The sequence below is a fragment of the Pseudomonas sp. SHLD1 genome (assembly GCF_028640935.1).
Lineage (GTDB): Bacteria > Pseudomonadota > Gammaproteobacteria > Pseudomonadales > Pseudomonadaceae > Chryseomonas > Chryseomonas aestiva.
Map to the genome: position 1 here is coordinate 393,441 of NZ_JAQZAD010000023.1, position 16,936 is coordinate 410,376.

The window sequence follows — 16,936 nt, forward strand, 5'->3', positions numbered from 1 at the left end:
AAATTGGCCGTTGGCGGTTATCCATCAAGCGCAAGCAGCTATCGTTTTTGCAACACATCGAACATCAATGCGTCCCAGCACCGCATCCGCGATGGTGGCAGCCCGCAGTTCTCTTAGGAGAGTTATTTCGTCGTGGGTGTGGGCGATGAGATCGTCAATCTTGGCGGTCTCCCTCGATACCGCCGATGCGATTTCTTGCTGCACAGTCAAGGAAGGCATAGGCACTTCAAACCGCGCCAGGTCGTCGCAAGTCAAAGCGCCCTTGGTTCCACCCTGCCCATCACTGACCATTCGCAAAGCTGCGTACATGCCAGTCAGTGCCCAGAACAAAAAGTTGGCGTCGAAACGCGCCTCATCCAAAGCGAGATATGCCAGATGCTGGTTGATGGTGGCTTGGATGCGCAGAACGGTTACTTGCCCGCGTGTCTTTCCCTGCCCGGTCAAAGCAACCAACAACGCGCCAGGCTCAACAATAGGCAAATGGCAGGCACGCAAGGCCCCGTCAGTAACGTATTCGCTACCTTCATCCACTGTATCGCGGTTAACCACCGCACTGTTGAGCCAAGGAAAGGTGCCACCATCCCAGTAACTGGCGTTGTCTTTCAGGGGGGTCGAACCATTCCCGATGCGCGCGTACTTTCCCAGGCGCACCATCGACCAGTCCGATGGAATCCATGGCATGTGCACGTTACCGGTAGCTTTCTTTCCCTGTAATTGGGTTGCTCCCGATGTGTATTCCGCAATCACCGACCGCCGCCACTCCCGCAACAACCCGATCAGCTCATCCTTCTCATGAATCAGGGTGTCGATGCGGGCAGTTTCCCTGTCGAGGTAGTCGGCAATGACTTGCTGTTCGTCGGGTGGGGGCACAAAACAGGCTTCGGACAGGTAGGCCGTTGAATCCAGATTTTGGATTCCTGTGGTCTGTTTGACACTAATATTGGTAACTCGCGATGCATACAGATAAGCATGGAGGTACACCATGAACCTAGATACGACTCCCTCACGACTACGCATGCGGGCGACAAAATTGGAGCAAACTGCGCCCTCTGGTCCGAAGTAAGAAACGACCATACCGACGGGCTGCTGTTCTCCACCACCCGACTTTTCAATCAGCATGTCACCAGGGACCAATGCCCGACTTCCCCGTTGACCGCTGTCTACTTTGCGGAGAGTTCCATACTCAACAACTTGCCTACCAGGCCGGTCAAAGTCAGCCACGCGAATGACTGGAATATCATCATCGCCCCCATCGGGATCATCGCCCCAGACGCCGTTGGAACAACCTTCCACACAATCACGCAGCCGTTTTCCAGCCCAATGCGCCGGAACCTCCCCCAACCACGGCACGGCCGAAGGCTTGTAACTTGCATACGGCTTCATGGGAGTACCTCGTCCTTGATGCCGCGAAGCAGCTCCATGAACTTGTGCTCCTTGGCCTCAATGTCCGCCGCAATGGCCTCGCGGCTGCGCGGGGGCGTGTACACGTAGAACTCGCGGTTGAAGTTGATTTCGGTGCCCACCACGCCGGTCTTTCCGTCCTTGGCGTCCTTCACGTCGTAGTTAACCCACGCATCCGGCCAGTGCGGACGCACCTCACTTTCGAAGTACGCCTCAATGTCGTCGTTGAACGGCACGTACTCGGCATCGCGCAACTCGGAGTCGCTCAGGATATCGCCCTTTTCGTTGGTGGTGGGCTCGGCATTCTTGTCCTTGGTGCCCAGGTGCTTGCGAGCCAGCTCCAACGATTTGGCAGCCAGTTTGGCGGCCTTGCCGCTCAGGCCGCTGGCATCGGCCACCAAGGCGGCGGATGCGTGCAGTGCTGCCCGGAACGAGTCGGCATCCATGTATGTGGCCTGCGCGTCCACGCCTTGAATGCTTTGGGTAAGCAGGTCTTTTTGCTCCTGCCGCAGTTTGCTAAAGGCGGTGTCGTCGCCAAGCATCTTCAATCCCTGTTCGCTGGCCTGGAAGCGCATGCGCAAGGGGCGCTCAATGGTGATGCGGCGGTAGAAGAAATGATCGCGGTCAAACACCTTGGCTTTAAGCACGCGCCCGGTCTTGCCATCCTTGGCGTTAGGGTTCTCAGTCCACTCCATGGAGTGGAAGTCGGCATACGCCTTGGCGATGCGCTCCACACAATTGGGCGTGAATTCACGGCGCTTCTTGCCCAGGTTCTTTTTTATCAGAGTGCTCATGACGCTGGCGTCGATCAGGAGCACCTTGCCCTTGCGTTCGACGGGCTTGCGGTTCGTCATGAACCACAGGTAGGTGGTGATGCTGGTGTTGTAAAACATGTCCGTGGGCAGTGCCACGATGCAATCGAGGTAGTCATGCTCCAAGATATGGCGGCGGATTTCGCTCTCGCCGCTGCCCGCGTCGCCGGTGAAGAGCGGGGAGCCGTTGTGCACCACGCCGATGCGCCCGCCGCCTTTGCCAGCAACCACGGGCTGCATCTTGGACAACAGGTGCAGGGAAAACAGCATTTGCCCATCGCGGATGGCGGGCAGACCAGGACCGAAGCGCCCCGCCGCGCCCTTAGCGTGCTCTTTCTTGACGGCGGTTTCGGCGGGCTTCCATTCCACGCCATATGGGGGGTTGGCGGCTTGGTATTCGAAGGTCTTGCCAGGGTGGCGATCAAGTTCCAGCGTGTCGCCGTTCTCGATGTTGGCCGGGTCTTGCCCACGAATAAGCATGTCGGCCTTGCAAATAGCGTAGGTCTCGTCTTCCAGCTCCTGCCCGAATAGCTTCAAGGTAGCGCGGTCGTTAAACTTGCGCAGGTGCTCTTCGGCCACGCTCAAAATGCCCCCAGTGCCTGCGGTAGGGTCGTACATGGTGCGCACCACGCCGGGCACGGACAGGATGTCGTCGTCGCCGTTGAACAGCAGCGTTACCATGAGTTCAATCACGTCGCGGGGGGTGTACTGCTCACCCGCCGGGGACACATCGTTGAACTTCCGCAGCAGCTCTTCAAACGCCTGCCCCATGTCGTGGTTCGTCACCTTCTGGGGGTCAAGGTCGGTTTCCGCGAAGCGTTGCACTACTAGGTACAAGCGGTTTTTTTCGGCCAGCTTGTCCAGGGTGGCGGTGAAGCCGAACTTGTCGAAGATATCGCGCACGTTCTGAGAGAAGCCGTTAATCATGGCTTCCAGGTTGTCGCGCACATCGTCGGGGGTCTCGGCAATGTTGGGGAGCGTGAATTTGGACGTATTGAAAAACGGGTAGCCACTGACGGGGCTCAGCATCTTGTCCAAGTCGTAGCCCTTGCCGTGGACGGCGGCATAGCGTGCCCGCACCGCTTCGCGGGTGGGTTGCAACACGCAATCGAGGCGACGCAGGATGGTAAAGGGCAAGATGACCTTGCGGTATTCGTTTTCCTTATACGCGCCGCGCAGCAACTCGGCGCTTTTCCAAATAAGGTCTGCCAACTTAGACATTCAGGGACTCTCTATTTATATTCGATTGCAGCTGTATGACTACAATTTAAATAAATGGGGACGGATTTATTGTACTGACTACCTACTTCTGACCCAACATTAATATCGAAAAATACATTTTCACCATACTCATTAGCCATCACAGTTGAAATCGCAGAAAATAATCTACTTTAGTAAAATAGAATTTACAGCCAGCTTGATATCAAAAAATCAAAACCATACTTCTTATGTAGAATACTGCCTGAGTTTGGCCGGCACAAAAAGCGGAAGCCCGCGATTACGCGGGCTTTGGGGTTTTTTCTGCTAGACGTACCGGTCTCTGCCGGACGCGGAATCACTCCCACTCGATCGTCGCCGGTGGCTTGCTCGAGACGTCGTAGGTGACGCGGGAGATGCCGTCGATTTCGTTGATGATGCGGTTGGAGACCTTTTCCAGCAGCTCGTAGGGCAGATGGGCCCAGCGGGCGGTCATGAAGTCGATGGTTTCAACGGCGCGCAGGGCGACGACCCAGGCGTAGCGGCGGCCGTCGCCGACCACGCCAACGGATTTCACCGGCTGGAAGACGACGAAGGCCTGGCTGACCTTGTGGTACCAGTCGGCCTTGCGCAGTTCGGCGATGAAGATGTCGTCGGCGCGGCGCAGCAGGTCGGCGTATTCCTTCTTCACTTCGCCGAGGATGCGCACGCCCAGGCCCGGGCCCGGGAAGGGATGGCGGTAGACCATGTCGTAGGGCAGGCCCAGCTCCAGACCGATCTTGCGCACCTCGTCCTTGAACAGTTCGCGCAGCGGCTCGACCAGCTTGAGGTTCATCTCCTCGGGCAGGCCGCCGACGTTGTGGTGGGACTTGATGACGTGGGCCTTGCCGGTCTTGGCGCCGGCCGACTCGATGACGTCGGGGTAGATGGTGCCCTGGGCCAGGAACTTGATGTTGTCGAGCTTGCTGGCTTCGGCGTCGAAGACGTCGATGAAGGTGCGGCCGATGATCTTGCGCTTCTTCTCTGGGTCGGCTTCGCCTTCCAGGTTGGTCAGGAAGCGCTGCTCGGAGTTGGAGCGGATCACCTTGACGCCCATGTTCTCGGCGAACATGGCCATCACCTGGTCACCCTCGTGCAGGCGCAGCAGGCCGTTGTCGACGAAGACGCAGGTCAACTGGTCGCCGATGGCCTTGTGCAGCAGGGCCGCGACCACGGAGGAGTCGACGCCGCCGGAGAGGCCCAGCAGCACGTTGGCGCTGCCGACCTGGGCGCGCACCTGGGCGATGGCGTCCTCGACGATGTTGGCCGGGGTCCAGAGGGCTTCGCAGCCGCAGATGTCCTTCAGGAAGCGCGAGAGGATCCGCCCGCCCTGCTTGGTGTGGGTCACCTCGGGGTGGAACTGCACGCCGTACCAGCCGCGCTCGTCGTCGCCCATGGCGGCGATGGCGCAGCTGGGGGTGCTGGCGACGATGTGGAAGCCTTCCGGCAGCTTGCCGACCTTGTCGCCATGGCTCATCCAGACGTCCAGGCCGAGTACGCCGTCGTCGTCGAGGTGGTCCTGGATGCCTTCGAGCAGGCGACTCTTGCCGACCACGTCGACCTTGGCATAACCGAATTCACGGATGTTGGAGCCTTCGACCTTGCCGCCGAGCTGCTCGGCCATGGTCTGCATGCCGTAGCAGATGCCGAACAGGGGCACGCCCAGGTCGAACACCGCCTTGGGTGCGCGCGGGCTGCCAGCCTCATGGACCGACTCGGGGCCACCGGCGAGGATGATGCCGCGCGGAGCGAAGGCACGAATGTCGGCGTCGTCCATGTCGAAGGGGTGCAGCTCGCAATAGACGCCCAGTTCGCGCACGCGGCGGGCGATGAGCTGGGTGTACTGGGAGCCGAAGTCGAGGATGAGGATGCGGTGGGCGTGGATGTCTTGGGACATGGCCAGGTCTCGATAGCGCTAGGTTCAGACGATTCGGGGCTGTCTAGACAGCCCCGAATCGCAACGATAAGAACGACAGATCAGGAATCAGCTAACGCGGTAGTTAGGTGCTTCCTTGGTGATCTGCACGTCGTGGACGTGGGATTCGGCCATGCCGGCGCCGGTGATGCGCACGAACTGCGGCTTGGTGCGCATCTGCTCGACGGTGGCGCAACCGGTGTAGCCCATGGAGGCACGCAGGCCGCCCATCAGCTGGTGGATGATCGCCGCCAGCGGGCCCTTGTAGGGGACGCGGCCTTCGATGCCCTCGGGGACCAGCTTCTCGGCGCCGGAGGCGGAGTCCTGGAAGTAGCGGTCGCTGGAGCCCTGGGTCTGGGACATGGCGCCCAGGGAGCCCATGCCGCGGTAGGACTTATAGGAGCGGCCCTGGAACAGCTCGACCTCGCCCGGGGCCTCTTCGGTACCGGCGAACATGGAGCCCATCATCACGCAGTAGCCACCGGCGACGATGGCCTTGGACAGGTCACCGGAGAAGCGGATGCCGCCGTCGGCGATCAGCGGGACGCCGGTGCCTTCGAGAGCGGCGGCGACGTTGGCGATGGCGGAGATCTGCGGCACGCCGACACCGGCGACGATGCGGGTGGTGCAGATGGAGCCCGGGCCGATACCGACCTTGACCGCGTCGGCGCCGGCGTCAGCCAGAGCCTTGGCGGCTTCGGCGGTGGCGATGTTGCCGCCGATGACCTGGACCTGCGGATAGGTCTCCTTGACCCAGCGCACGCGCTCGATCACGCCCTTGGAGTGACCGTGGGCGGTGTCGACCACGATGACGTCGACGCCAGCGGCGACCAGGGCGGCCACGCGCTCGGGGGTCTCGGCGCCGGTACCGACGGCTGCGCCGACGCGCAGGCTACCGGCGTCGTCCTTGCTGGCGTTGGGGTAGGCCTTGGCCTTTTCGATGTCCTTGACGGTCATCATGCCCTTGAGGGCGAAGGCTTCGTCGACGATCAGCACCTTCTCGATGCGGTGCTTGTGCAGCAGCTCGCGGACTTCCTGCTTGTCGGCGCCTTCGCGCACGGTGACCAGGCGATCCTTGGGGGTCATGACTTCGCGCACCGGCACGTCGAGACGGGTTTCGAAGCGCACGTCGCGGGAGGTGACGATACCGACCAGGTCACGACCGGACAGCACAGGAACACCGGAGATGTTGTGCATACGGGTCAGGTCGAACAGGTCGCGCACGCTGGCGTCGGCGTCGATGGTGATGGGGTCCTTCACCACGCCGGCCTCGAAGCGCTTGACCTTGCGGACTTCCGCGGCCTGCTGCTCGACGGTCATGTTCTTGTGGATGATGCCGATGCCGCCTTCCTGGGCCATGGCGATGGCCAGACGGGACTCGGTCACGGTGTCCATGGCGGCGGACACCAGGGGAATGTTCAGCTCGATGCCACGGGTCAGGCGGGTCTTGAGACTGACGTCTTTCGGCAGGACATCCGAATAGCCGGGGATGAGGAGAACGTCGTCGAACGTCAGGGCTTCTTGGCTGATGCGCAGCATGGCGGGCGCTCCCGGGCGGGAAAATTTAGGAGCGCGACATTATACCTGCGCTTGGGGATGGGCGGCAACGGACCTGGACACCAACGGTAAGAGGATTCGATTTACGTGAGAATGACTATCAACATAGAATCGCCGCCACTTTCCCCGCCCCTCTCGAGATCACCCTTGAACACGCCGCCCAGAGCCCTTCGCCGTTTTGCGCCCTTCGCCTTCAGCACCCTGGCCCTGGCGACCAGTTCGGGCCTCCTGGCCGCGGAAAACGCCAGCCTCGCCCCCATGGACATTTCCGCCACGGCTACGGAGGCCGACCAGGGCTATCGCGCGACCCGGGCCTCGACCGCGAGCAAGAGCGATGTGCCGATCAAGGAAGAGGCGCAGTCGGTGCAGACCGTGACTCCGCAGCTGATCCAGGACTACGAGGTGCGGACCCTGGACGATGCCTCGAAATTCGTCAGCGGCGTGACCCAGAGCAACACCCTGGCCGGGACCAAGGATGCCTTCGTCAAACGCGGCTTCGGCACCAACGCCGACGGCTCCATCTTCCGCGACGGGGTGCGCTCGAATCTGTCGCATAACTTCGACGCCACCGCCGAGCGTGTGGAAGTCCTGAAGGGCCCCGCCTCTCTGCTTTATGGCGCCCTGGAGCCCGGCGGCCTGATCAACGTGGTCAGCAAACAACCGCAGTATCAACAGCGCACCACTTTGAGCGGCTCGGCCTACAGCGAAGGCGGCGGCAATCTCGGCGTCGACACCACCGGTCCCCTGGGCGACAGCGGCTTCGCCTATCGGCTGATCGCCGAACGGCAGAGCGAGGACTACTGGCGCAACTACGGGGTGGATCAGCACACCCTGGTGGCGCCGTCGCTGTCCTGGACCGGCGAGCGCGCCAGCCTGACCCTGGCCTATTCCTACAATGATTACACCGGCCCGGTGGATCGGGGGACGGTGTTCGTCAATGGGCATCCCAGCAGCGCCAGCTACGACAAGCGCCTCGACGAGAAATGGGCCCAGACCAAAGGCATCACCGAGACGGCCAGTGCTCGTTTCGAGTACCAGCTCAGTGACGACTGGAAGACGCGGCTGATCTACGCCTGGAACAATGACAGGTACAGCCTGGACTTCGCTCAGCCAGCCTCTCTAGCCGCCAATGGCAACCTGCTGCGGGCGGCCAATGGCGCCCACTACGACTACGAGACCCAGTACACCAGTTGGGACTTCATCGGCAGTCAGGAAGTGTTTGGCCAACGTCATGAGCTGCTGGTAGGCATTGACCACGAAGAAAACAGCCAGTACCGCGGCAAGACCTATCGCAACACCAACACGCGGCGAAACATCAATATCAATGCGCCCGTCTATGGCAACCTGGCGCCGCCGAGCGATCTCAGTCCGACGCAGAGCAACCAGGATAGCGACCTCGACTCGACCTCCCTGTACTTCAAGGACAACTGGCACCTCAACGACCGCTGGATCCTGGTCCTCGGCGGGCGCTATCAGCAGTTCGACCAGTACGCGGCTCAGGGTTTGGCACCCCATGTGGTCAACCTGGACAAGCGCGATCACGCAGTGACACCACTGGCCGGACTGGTATTCAAGGCCACCGACGATCTATCGCTGTATGGCAATTACAGCCGCTCGTTCGTCCCCAACACCACGGTGGACGACCTGGGTACTACTTTCGATCCCGAAGAAGGCCGCAGCTTCGAGGTAGGCGCCAAGTATGACCTGGCGCCGGGGCTGAACCTGAACGTCGCGCTCTATGACATCGAGAAAAAGAACGTGGTCACCACTCGTACCGAGCGCGGCCTGACTATTGGCGAAGCCGCCGGCAAGGTTGGCTCACGAGGCGTGGAGGTGGATCTCACCGGTCGCCTGGCCGAGCGCTGGGACATGATCGCCACCTATGCCTACAACAAGACCAAGGTGCTGGATGACCCCAGCAATGAGGGTAATCGTCTGACCCAGGCACCCGAGCACATGGGCAGCCTGTACCTGACCCATCACCTGCAAATGCCCTCGAACCTGGGCGACTGGCGTCTGGGCGGCGGCGCCCGCTACGTCGGCGAGCGCGCCGGCGATGCGGCCAACAGCTTCTACATGAGCAGCTACACCGTGGCCGACGCCTTCCTGCGCTGGGACCTGCCGGTGACCGGCTACCAGACCCGACTGCAGCTCAACGTCGACAACCTGTTCGACAAGCAGTACTACCCATCGAGCGCCAACAGCCCGCTGCAGGTCGCGGTGGGCGAGCCGCGGACGGCGCGGTTGAGTGCCAGCGTGAGCTTTTGATCTAAAGGATACGCGTACCTCTTAGCCCTCAGCGTGCGAAAACCGGCCGAGGGCTGAAAGGTACGATCCCCTCTTCCGGCACCGTCCTTCAGCGCCAACGAATGAGGCATGGTTCACTGACGGGGCGTGGAAAGGCAGGCACTGTCCAGCCCACGTTCGTTTGTTCAAGTCGTTTGCTCCCCTGAGCAAGTTCAGCGAGCGCTCAACCTGACTTTCACCAAGGATGAACGCCATGACTGCCAAGCAACATCCGCTAGACGCTGACCAGACCCTCTCCAATCCATCCGCCGCCTTTGCCAGGGCAGCCCAGGCCGCCGTACCCGCCACGCCGGCCGGTACCTTCGACGGCGTCAGCTACTACGCGTTCCAGAACCAGCCGCGCCTTACCCTCGACATCAACGCCGCCGCGGCAAAGGTCGGTTTCGCCAAGACCTTCGACGCCAACGGCCCGCACTACACGGCAGGCTCGACGTTGAATGAAGTGAGCCTCATCGGTCACTACGAAGAGCAACGAACCCTCCTGGATGGCCATACCCGCGGCACCACACCGGGAGACACCTCGCTGGATTCCAGCATTGCCAAGCTGACCGTCAGCCTCACCGATGTGCCCACCAATGACCTCAACCTGTGGTCTCACGTCGACCTGAGCAACTTCGACGGGCTGCAGACGTTCGACGGCTCCCAGTCCACCGTCGGCCTGTTCATCGACCTGACCAATGCCTACAGAAGCGATGGCCCCGACGTGCGTAGCGAGAGCGCCTTTCTCAAGACGGTAACGACTGGCAGCGCGGGCGATTTTCTCTATGTCAGCACCATCGCCGCAGCGGAGTTGGACAGCGTCGCCGCGCTCGGCAATTCCAGGGTGAAGCCGTTGACGATAGACACGGGTGCCGGTGGGGACGATATATCGGCTTACATCCAGCAGGCCGATATGGTCATCAACGCCGGTGCGGGTGGAGACTCCATCGACCTGTCCATCGAAAAGGGCGTCGCGGCGCACAATGCCACCGTAAGGGGCAACTACGGTCACGGCGCTACCATCACCCTGGGTGAAGGCCGGGACTACCTCATCGTCGACACCCTGGGCAACGGCACGTTGGCCAACTTCGATGGCAGCAGCAGCGCCGCCGCCAATCGCTCTCTGGCGGCCAACCACGTCACGATTACCGACTACCAGGCCAGTGAAGACCAGCTCATCTTCGGTTTTTCGATCCAGAAACCCGAGGCGGTCACCACGGTGGCGGATGCGGCCCTGAAGGGCGCCAACAGCCTGTACGGCGCACTGCAACAGGTGGCGCAATCCATGGCCTACAACGAGCGTGCCGCGGTCTTTCACTATGGCTCGGACACCTACGTTCTGCATAACGTGGGCGATACCGGTCAGATCGACGCCGCCGATTCGCTGATCCAACTGGTGGGCATCCAGGATCTGCAGGACGTGGCCGGTACGGTGTCCGCCGGTCCGCGCGGCATAGGCAGCTAGGGCCCGGCACCCGGCCGCGGGATCCCTGCCTGCCCAGACGTTGGGGTCCCGTGGCTTTCGCGCGATCTGGCGGCTCGGAACAATGGAGGCGACAGCACCGCCGAGAGCGGGCGAAGAAAATCGCCCTGAGCCAGAAAGAGGCAATGGACAGCGGATGTCAGCCAGGTGCTGATGCTCTATCCTAGCCGCCCCGCCACGGGGCCTCGGCCCGCCTGGCGTGCCTCTTTCCGTCTTCAGCCAGTCACCCTCATGCTCGATCGTCGCGCCTTTCTCCAGCTCGCCACCGGTACCGTCCTGCTCGCCGGCCTGTCCGGTCGGGTGTTCGCGCGTGCAGCGGTCGTCGATGGCGACTTTCCGCGGCAGGTGGAGCATGTGGTGGGCAGCACCCTGATCCCGCGCCAACCCCAGCGGGTGGCCGTGATCTCCACCGGCCAGCTGGACGCCGCCCTGAGCCTGGGCGTGATCCCGGCGGGCACCACCCGTGTGGACAATCGCGAACTGGCGCCCGGCTATCTGCGCACCGCCCTCGCCAGCCGCGCGCAGGAGCTGGAGGCCATGGTCGATCTGGGCAGTCGCCAGGCGCCGGATCTGGAAGCCCTGGCACGCCTGGCGCCGGATCTGATCGTGCTCAATCGCACCGTGCTCAAGGCCGGCGGGCTGGAGCTGTTCTCGCGCATCGCCCCCACGGTGGTGGCGCGCGGCACCGGCGGCAACTGGCGACCGGATTTCCTGCTGCTGGCCGATGCCCTGGGCCGCCGGCAGCAGGCCGAGCGACTGCTGGCGGACCTGGATCTTGAGCTGGCCGGCCTGGCGCAGCGCTTCGGCGCCCAGCCGCCCTCCGCCTCCCTGCTGTTTTCCAGCGGCGCGCGACTGCGCCTGATGGGCGCGGATTCCTTTGCCGGCGGCCTGCTGCAGGCCATGGGCATGACCCGTCCGGCGGCGCAGCGCTTCAAGGGCACCTCGCGGGACGTCAGCGCCGAGTTGCTGGACCTGGCCGACGCCGACTGGCTGTTCTATGCCGAGCAGGGCACCGCCCTGGCCAGCCTGGCGCGACAGCCGCTGTGGCCTCGACTCACTGCGGTGAGCAATTCCCGAGCCATCCGCGTGGACACCGACGCCTTCTATCTCAACGCCGGCCCCCTCGCGGCCCGCCAGGTGATCGGCACGGTCGCCGGCGCCCTGGGGGTGACATGACCCAGCCAGCCCGCCCCGCGCCCCTTGCGCAACGAGCATCCGCGGCCCGCGGCGGCCTGGTGCTGGTCCTGCTGCTGATCGTCCTGGCGCTGGCGGTGGTGGCGAGTCTGGGCATAGGGGCGCGGTCGCTGTCGGCGGCGCAGATCCTGCACCTGCTCGTCGCGCCCGATGACTCCACCGACGCCGTGGTGCTCTGGGAACTGCGCCTGCCGCGCACCCTGCTCGGGCTGCTGGTGGGCGCGGCCCTGGGCCTGGCCGGTGCCCTGATGCAGGCGCTGACGCGCAATCCGCTGGCCGATCCCGGGTTGCTGGGGATCAATGCCGGGGCGGCCTTCGCCGTGGTGGCCGGGCTGTCGCTGGTGGGGCTGGACGACGCCCCGATGCGCCTGACCTGTGCCCTGCTGGGAGCGGCCCTGGCCGCCGGCCTGGTCTATCTGCTCGGTGGCAGCGCCCCGGCCCGTGGTCAGCCCATACGGTTGATCCTGGCCGGCATCGCCCTCAGCGCCAGCCTCAACGCCTGCACCGGCATCATCACCCTGTTCGACAGTGCGGTGTTCGACAGCTACCGCTTCTGGGCGGTGGGTGCCCTGAGCGGCCAGACGCCGGGCGGCGCCCTCGGGATCCTGCCGTTGCTGCTGATCGGCCTGGCGCTGGGCCTGCCCCTGGGCAGCCGTCTCAATGCCCTGGCCCTGGGCGACGACCTGGGTCGCGCCCTGGGCGCCCGCCCCGGGCAACTGCGGCTGCTGGCCTTCGGCGCCATCGTGCTGCTGTGCGGCGCCGCCACCGCGGTAGCTGGACCCATCGGCTTTCTCGGCCTGGTGGTGCCCCATGCCCTGCGCCTGCTGGTGGGCGCCGACTGGCGCTGGATCCTGGCCCTGGCGCCGCTGGCCGGTGCCAATCTGCTGTTGCTGGCCGACACCCTGGGCCGCCGCGTGGCCCTGCCGGGCGAGCTGGAAGCCGGGATCGTCTGCGCCCTGCTCGGTACCCCGGTGCTGCTCGCGCTGATCATCCGTTCCGCCCGGCGGGTGCGCCCTTGAGTCGTCATCGCTTCGCCCCCCGCCGCTCGGCGCGCTTCAAGGCCTGCCTGTTGCTGCTTCTGCTGGCGGCCATCGGCATCTGCGCCCTGACCCTTACCGGTGGCGCCTTCGCCCCGGCGCCGCACCGGGTGGCGGTCACCCTGCTCGGCCGGGGCGATGCCCTGGCCAGTCTGATCCTGCTGGATCTGCGCCTGCCGCGGCTGCTGGCGGCCTTTGGCGTCGGCGCCGCCCTGGGCGCCAGCGGCGCCATCTTCCAGCGCCTGGCGCGCAATCCCCTGGCCAGTCCGGACCTGGTGGGCTTCACCGTCGGCTCGGCCAGTGGCGCCCTGATCACCCTGTTCTGGCTGCAACTGGGCGGCGCGGCGCTGATGCTGGGCGCCCTCGGCGGCGGCCTGCTGGCCGCGGTACTGGTAGCGGGCCTCGCGGCCCTGGCGGGGATCCGCGGCGAGCGGATGATCCTGCTGGGCATAGCCATCAGCGCCCTGCTCGCCTCGCTCAACGAATACCTGCTGACCCGCGCCGAGCTGGACGAAGCCCAGGAGGCCCGGCTCTGGCTGTTCGGCAGCCTGGACATGCTGACCTGGAGTCGCACCCTGACCCTGCTCGCCGGCTGCCTGCTGCTCCTGCCGCTGGCCGCCTGGCTGGCGCGGCGGTTGCGCCTGCTGGAGCTGGGCGACGACCTGGCCCGGGCCCTGGGCCTGGCCGTGCTGCCCAGCCAGAATCTGCTGCTGGCGGTTGCCGTGGCCCTGGCCGCCCTGGCCATCGCCACCGCCGGTCCCATCGGCTTCGTCGCCCTGGCGGCGCCCCAGCTGGCCCGGCGCCTGACCCGCAGCGCCGATCTCGGCATCCTCGCCCCCGCCCTGCTCGGCGCCTGCCTCACCGCCCTGGCCGACCTGCTGGCCCAGCGGCTGCTGGCGCCCTTCCAGATTCCGGTCGGCTTGCTGACCGGCGCCCTGGGCGGCCTCTATCTGATCTTTTTGCTGAGCCGCGAATGGCGGCGGACCTCATGAGCCAAGACGCCCCTTCCAGTCGCCTCGCCGCCCACGGTCTCACCGTCGGCTACGGCGGCCAGCCGATCTGCGCCGACCTCGATGTACGGCTGCCCGATGGGCGCTTCACCGTCATCATCGGCCCCAACGGCTGTGGCAAGTCGACCCTGCTGCGCAGCCTGGCGCGGCTGATCCGTCCCAGTGCCGGCGAGGTGCGCCTGGACGGCCGATTGATCCAGGACCTGCCGACCCGTGAGGTGGCCCGCCGCATCGGCCTGCTGCCGCAAAGCGCGGTGGCGCCGGACGACATCCTGGTCAGCGACCTGGTGGCCCGCGGGCGCCATCCCCATCGCCAGGCCTTCGCCGGCTGGACGGAGGCCGACGAACGCGCGGTGCAGCACGCCCTGGAAGCCACCAACACCCTGGCGCTGGCCGAGCGGGCGGTGGACAGCCTGTCCGGCGGCCAGCGCCAGCGTGTCTGGATCGCCCTGGCACTGGCCCAGGAGACCCCGCTGCTGCTGCTCGACGAGCCCACCACCTTTCTCGACATCGCCCACCAGGTGGAGCTGATGGAGCTGCTCTGCCGCCTCAATCGGGAGGGCGGCCGCACCCTGGTGGCGGTACTGCACGACCTCAACCAGGCCTGTCGCTACGCCGACCACATCATCGCCCTGCGCGCCGGTCGCATCCTCGCCGAGGGCCGGCCGGCGGAGATCGTCACCCCCGAGCTGATCGAGGCGCTGTACGGCCTCAAGTGCGCGGTGATCGAGAATCCCCTGGCGGGTACGCCGCTGGTGATTCCCTACTAGGAAACGAACCCCGGAAAACGCTGCGCGGTTTTCCAGGCTACGCGTAGGGTGGACAACGGCGCAGCCTTGTCCACCACCCCGCTTCATGCTTGTCGGACGACGTTGCAAGTGCTCCACTGGCCGTCCAGAACAACAACGGAGCCCGCCATGCATATCGTCATCCCCGACGACTACCAGCACGTCGTCGAAACCCTGGATTGCTACCCTCTGCTCCAGCGCGCCGGGCATCAGGTGACGCTCTATCACGACGCCGAGCGTGACCCCAAGGTGCTGGTGGAGCGCTTCCGCGATGCCGATGCGCTGGTGCTGACCCGCGAGCGGACCCGGATCGACGCCGAGTTGCTGGCGCACCTGCCGCGCCTCAAGCTGATCAGCCAGACCGGCAAGGCCACCGCCCACCTCGATGTGGCCGCCTGCACCCACCGGGGGATAGCGGTCTGCGAGGGCAGTGGCTCGCCGGTCTCCACCGCCGAGCTGACCTGGACGCTGATCCTCATGGCCCGGCGCAAGCTCAAGCCGGCCATCGATGCCCTCTATACCGGACGCTGGCAGGTCAACCTGGGCGAGCGGCTGGACGGGCAGCTCCTTGGCATCTGGGGCTACGGCAGGATCGGCCAGCGCCTGGCGCGCTACGGCCAGGCCTTCGGCATGCCGGTGCTGGTCTGGGGCAGCGAGGCCTCGCGCGCGCGCGCCGAAACCGACGGCCATCGCGCGGCGACCAGCCAGGAGGCCTTCTTCGCCGAGGCCGATGTCATCAGCCTGCATCTGAGATACAGCGAGCGCAGCCGTGGTTGCGTGCGCGCCGAGGACCTGGCGCGGATGAAGAAGAGCGCGCTGCTGGTCAACACCGCCCGCGCCGGCCTGATCGAACCCGGCGCCCTGCTCACCGCGCTGGAACAAGGTCATCCCGGCCAGGCGGCGCTGGATGTCTTCGAGCAGGAGCCGGTGGCGCCGGACGATCCCCTGCTGGCCCATCCCCAGGTGCTCTGCACCCCGCACCTGGGGTACGTGGAAAAGCACAGCTACGAACTCTATTTCGGCGAGGCCTTCGCCAACCTGGTGGGTTTCTTCGCCGGCGAACCGACCGGCCTGGCCAATCCGGAGGTGTCGGGGCGGTAGGCTTGGGGGCGCGTGGATCGCGTGGATAAGGCTGCGCCGTTATCCACCCTACGCGGCCTTCCGTTGGGCTTCGACGATGGAGCCGGCTCAACCTAACCTATCACTCGGCACCTGGCTCGACCGTAGGTTGGGTTGAGCGCAGCGAAGCCCAACACCTCCCCGACATTTACGGCAGCCGCTCCCTTACCGCGGCGGCGAAGGCGGCGGGGGCTTCCTGGGGGATGTTGTGGCCGCAGCCGGGTAGCACCTCGTAGCGGAAGGGTCCGCTGAAGTGCTGCGCCACCCTGGCCTCACCCTGCACCGGGGTGACCCCGTCGTCGGCACCGGCCAATACCGTGGTGGGCACGTGGATGGGTGGCTGCGCGGCGAGCCGGCGCTCGGTCTCGGCATAGGCCGGATCGTCCGGTGCCAGGCCGTAGCGGTGGCGATAGGAGTGGATCACGGTGTCGACGAAATCGGGATTGTCGAAGGCCGCGGCGCTAAGCGCATAGGTGGCGTCGCTGAAGCGCCAGCTGGGTGACCACAGCGACCAGAGCAGTCGACAGAAGTCGCGGCGATGGGCCGCCAGGCCGGCGCGCCCCCGCTCACCGTGGAAATAGTACTGGTACCAATAGCGCAGCTCTGCCGCCGGCTCGGCGGGCTGGGTAGCCGCGGCGGTGATGTCCTGGATCGGATAGCCGTCTCCCAGCACCAGTCCCGCGACCCGCTCGGGCCAGAGGGCGGCGACGATACCGGCGGCGCGGCCACCCCAGTCGTAACCGGCCAGGGTCGCCCGCTCCAGGCCCAGGGCATCGAGCAGCGCCAGGACATCATGGGCCAGCGCGGCCTGCTGGCCGGAGCGCGGGGTGTCGGCGCTCAGGTAGCAAGTGGCGCCGTAGCCGCGCAGATAGGGCACATGGACCCGGCAGCCAGCGGCGGCCAGTTCGTCGGCCACCTCGGCGTAGGCGTGGATGTCGTAGGGAAAGCCATGCAGCAGCAGGACTGGATGCCCAGCGTCCGGTCCCTGGACCTGGTAGGCCACGTCCAGGACGCCGGCCTGGATGGAGGTGAGCATGGAGGATTCTCCGCCGTTGGGGGTATAGAGCGGAGCGGGATGAGGGGTCGGGAGTTCCCGCC

12 protein-coding genes are annotated in these 16,936 nt (G+C 65.0%); 7 read left to right on the plus strand and 5 right to left on the minus strand.

Going from position 1 to position 16,936, the window contains the following annotated elements:
- Window positions 1-24 precede the first annotated feature (24 nt).
- From PVZ77_RS17925 to guaB, 4 genes are all read right to left on the minus strand, one after another.
- Complete coding sequence (locus PVZ77_RS17925) at window positions 25-1,383, minus strand: restriction endonuclease subunit S (RefSeq protein ID WP_273807883.1); 1,359 nt, start codon at window positions 1,381-1,383, stop codon at window positions 25-27.
- On the minus strand, window positions 1,380-3,434 hold the full coding sequence (locus PVZ77_RS17930; RefSeq protein WP_273807884.1) for a type I restriction-modification system subunit M: 2,055 nt from the start codon (window positions 3,432-3,434) through the stop codon (window positions 1,380-1,382). Before PVZ77_RS17930 ends, PVZ77_RS17925 begins: the two co-directional genes overlap by 4 nt.
- Before the next feature lie 334 nt (window positions 3,435-3,768).
- Window positions 3,769-5,346 (minus strand): glutamine-hydrolyzing GMP synthase, encoded by a 1,578-nt coding sequence (gene guaA / locus PVZ77_RS17935; RefSeq protein ID WP_273807886.1) that lies wholly within the window; start codon window positions 5,344-5,346, stop codon window positions 3,769-3,771.
- A gap of 87 nt (window positions 5,347-5,433) precedes the next feature.
- Window positions 5,434-6,903 carry an IMP dehydrogenase gene (gene guaB / locus PVZ77_RS17940; RefSeq protein WP_273807887.1) on the minus strand — a complete coding sequence of 490 codons (1,470 nt, stop codon included), beginning with the start codon at window positions 6,901-6,903 and terminating at the stop codon, window positions 5,434-5,436.
- 165 nt (window positions 6,904-7,068) lie between these two features.
- Between guaB and PVZ77_RS17945 the strand changes: the two genes are divergently transcribed.
- The 7 genes from PVZ77_RS17945 (at window position 7,069) to PVZ77_RS17975 (ending at window position 15,820) form a co-directional block, all read left to right on the plus strand.
- Complete coding sequence (locus PVZ77_RS17945; RefSeq protein WP_273807888.1) at window positions 7,069-9,189, plus strand: TonB-dependent siderophore receptor; 2,121 nt, start codon at window positions 7,069-7,071, stop codon at window positions 9,187-9,189.
- A 232-nt stretch (window positions 9,190-9,421) separates the two neighbouring features.
- Window positions 9,422-10,672, plus strand: a complete 1,251-nt coding sequence (locus PVZ77_RS17950) for a hypothetical protein (protein ID WP_273807889.1) — start codon at window positions 9,422-9,424, stop codon at window positions 10,670-10,672.
- 249 nt (window positions 10,673-10,921) lie between these two features.
- Window positions 10,922-11,866, plus strand: coding sequence for an ABC transporter substrate-binding protein (locus PVZ77_RS17955; protein ID WP_273807890.1), 945 nt, complete (start codon window positions 10,922-10,924; stop codon window positions 11,864-11,866).
- 59 nt (window positions 11,867-11,925) lie between these two features.
- Window positions 11,926-12,903 carry a FecCD family ABC transporter permease gene (locus PVZ77_RS17960; RefSeq protein ID WP_443218013.1) on the plus strand — a complete coding sequence of 326 codons (978 nt, stop codon included), beginning with the start codon at window positions 11,926-11,928 and terminating at the stop codon, window positions 12,901-12,903.
- Entirely contained in the window at window positions 12,900-13,913 is a 1,014-nt protein-coding gene (locus PVZ77_RS17965; RefSeq protein ID WP_273807892.1) for a FecCD family ABC transporter permease, read from the plus strand. The genes PVZ77_RS17960 and PVZ77_RS17965 overlap by 4 nt, the downstream gene beginning before the upstream one ends.
- Complete coding sequence (locus PVZ77_RS17970; protein WP_273807894.1) at window positions 13,895-14,701, plus strand: ABC transporter ATP-binding protein; 807 nt, start codon at window positions 13,895-13,897, stop codon at window positions 14,699-14,701. Before PVZ77_RS17965 ends, PVZ77_RS17970 begins: the two co-directional genes overlap by 19 nt.
- Before the next feature lie 147 nt (window positions 14,702-14,848).
- A complete protein-coding gene (locus PVZ77_RS17975) occupies window positions 14,849-15,820 on the plus strand; it encodes a D-2-hydroxyacid dehydrogenase family protein (RefSeq protein WP_273807895.1) in 972 nt (323 codons plus the stop codon).
- A 166-nt stretch (window positions 15,821-15,986) separates the two neighbouring features.
- Here PVZ77_RS17975 and PVZ77_RS17980 read toward each other — a convergent pair whose 3' ends face one another.
- Window positions 15,987-16,874 carry an alpha/beta fold hydrolase gene (locus tag PVZ77_RS17980; protein ID WP_273807896.1) on the minus strand — a complete coding sequence of 296 codons (888 nt, stop codon included), beginning with the start codon at window positions 16,872-16,874 and terminating at the stop codon, window positions 15,987-15,989.
- Window positions 16,875-16,936: the final 62 nt, after the last annotated feature.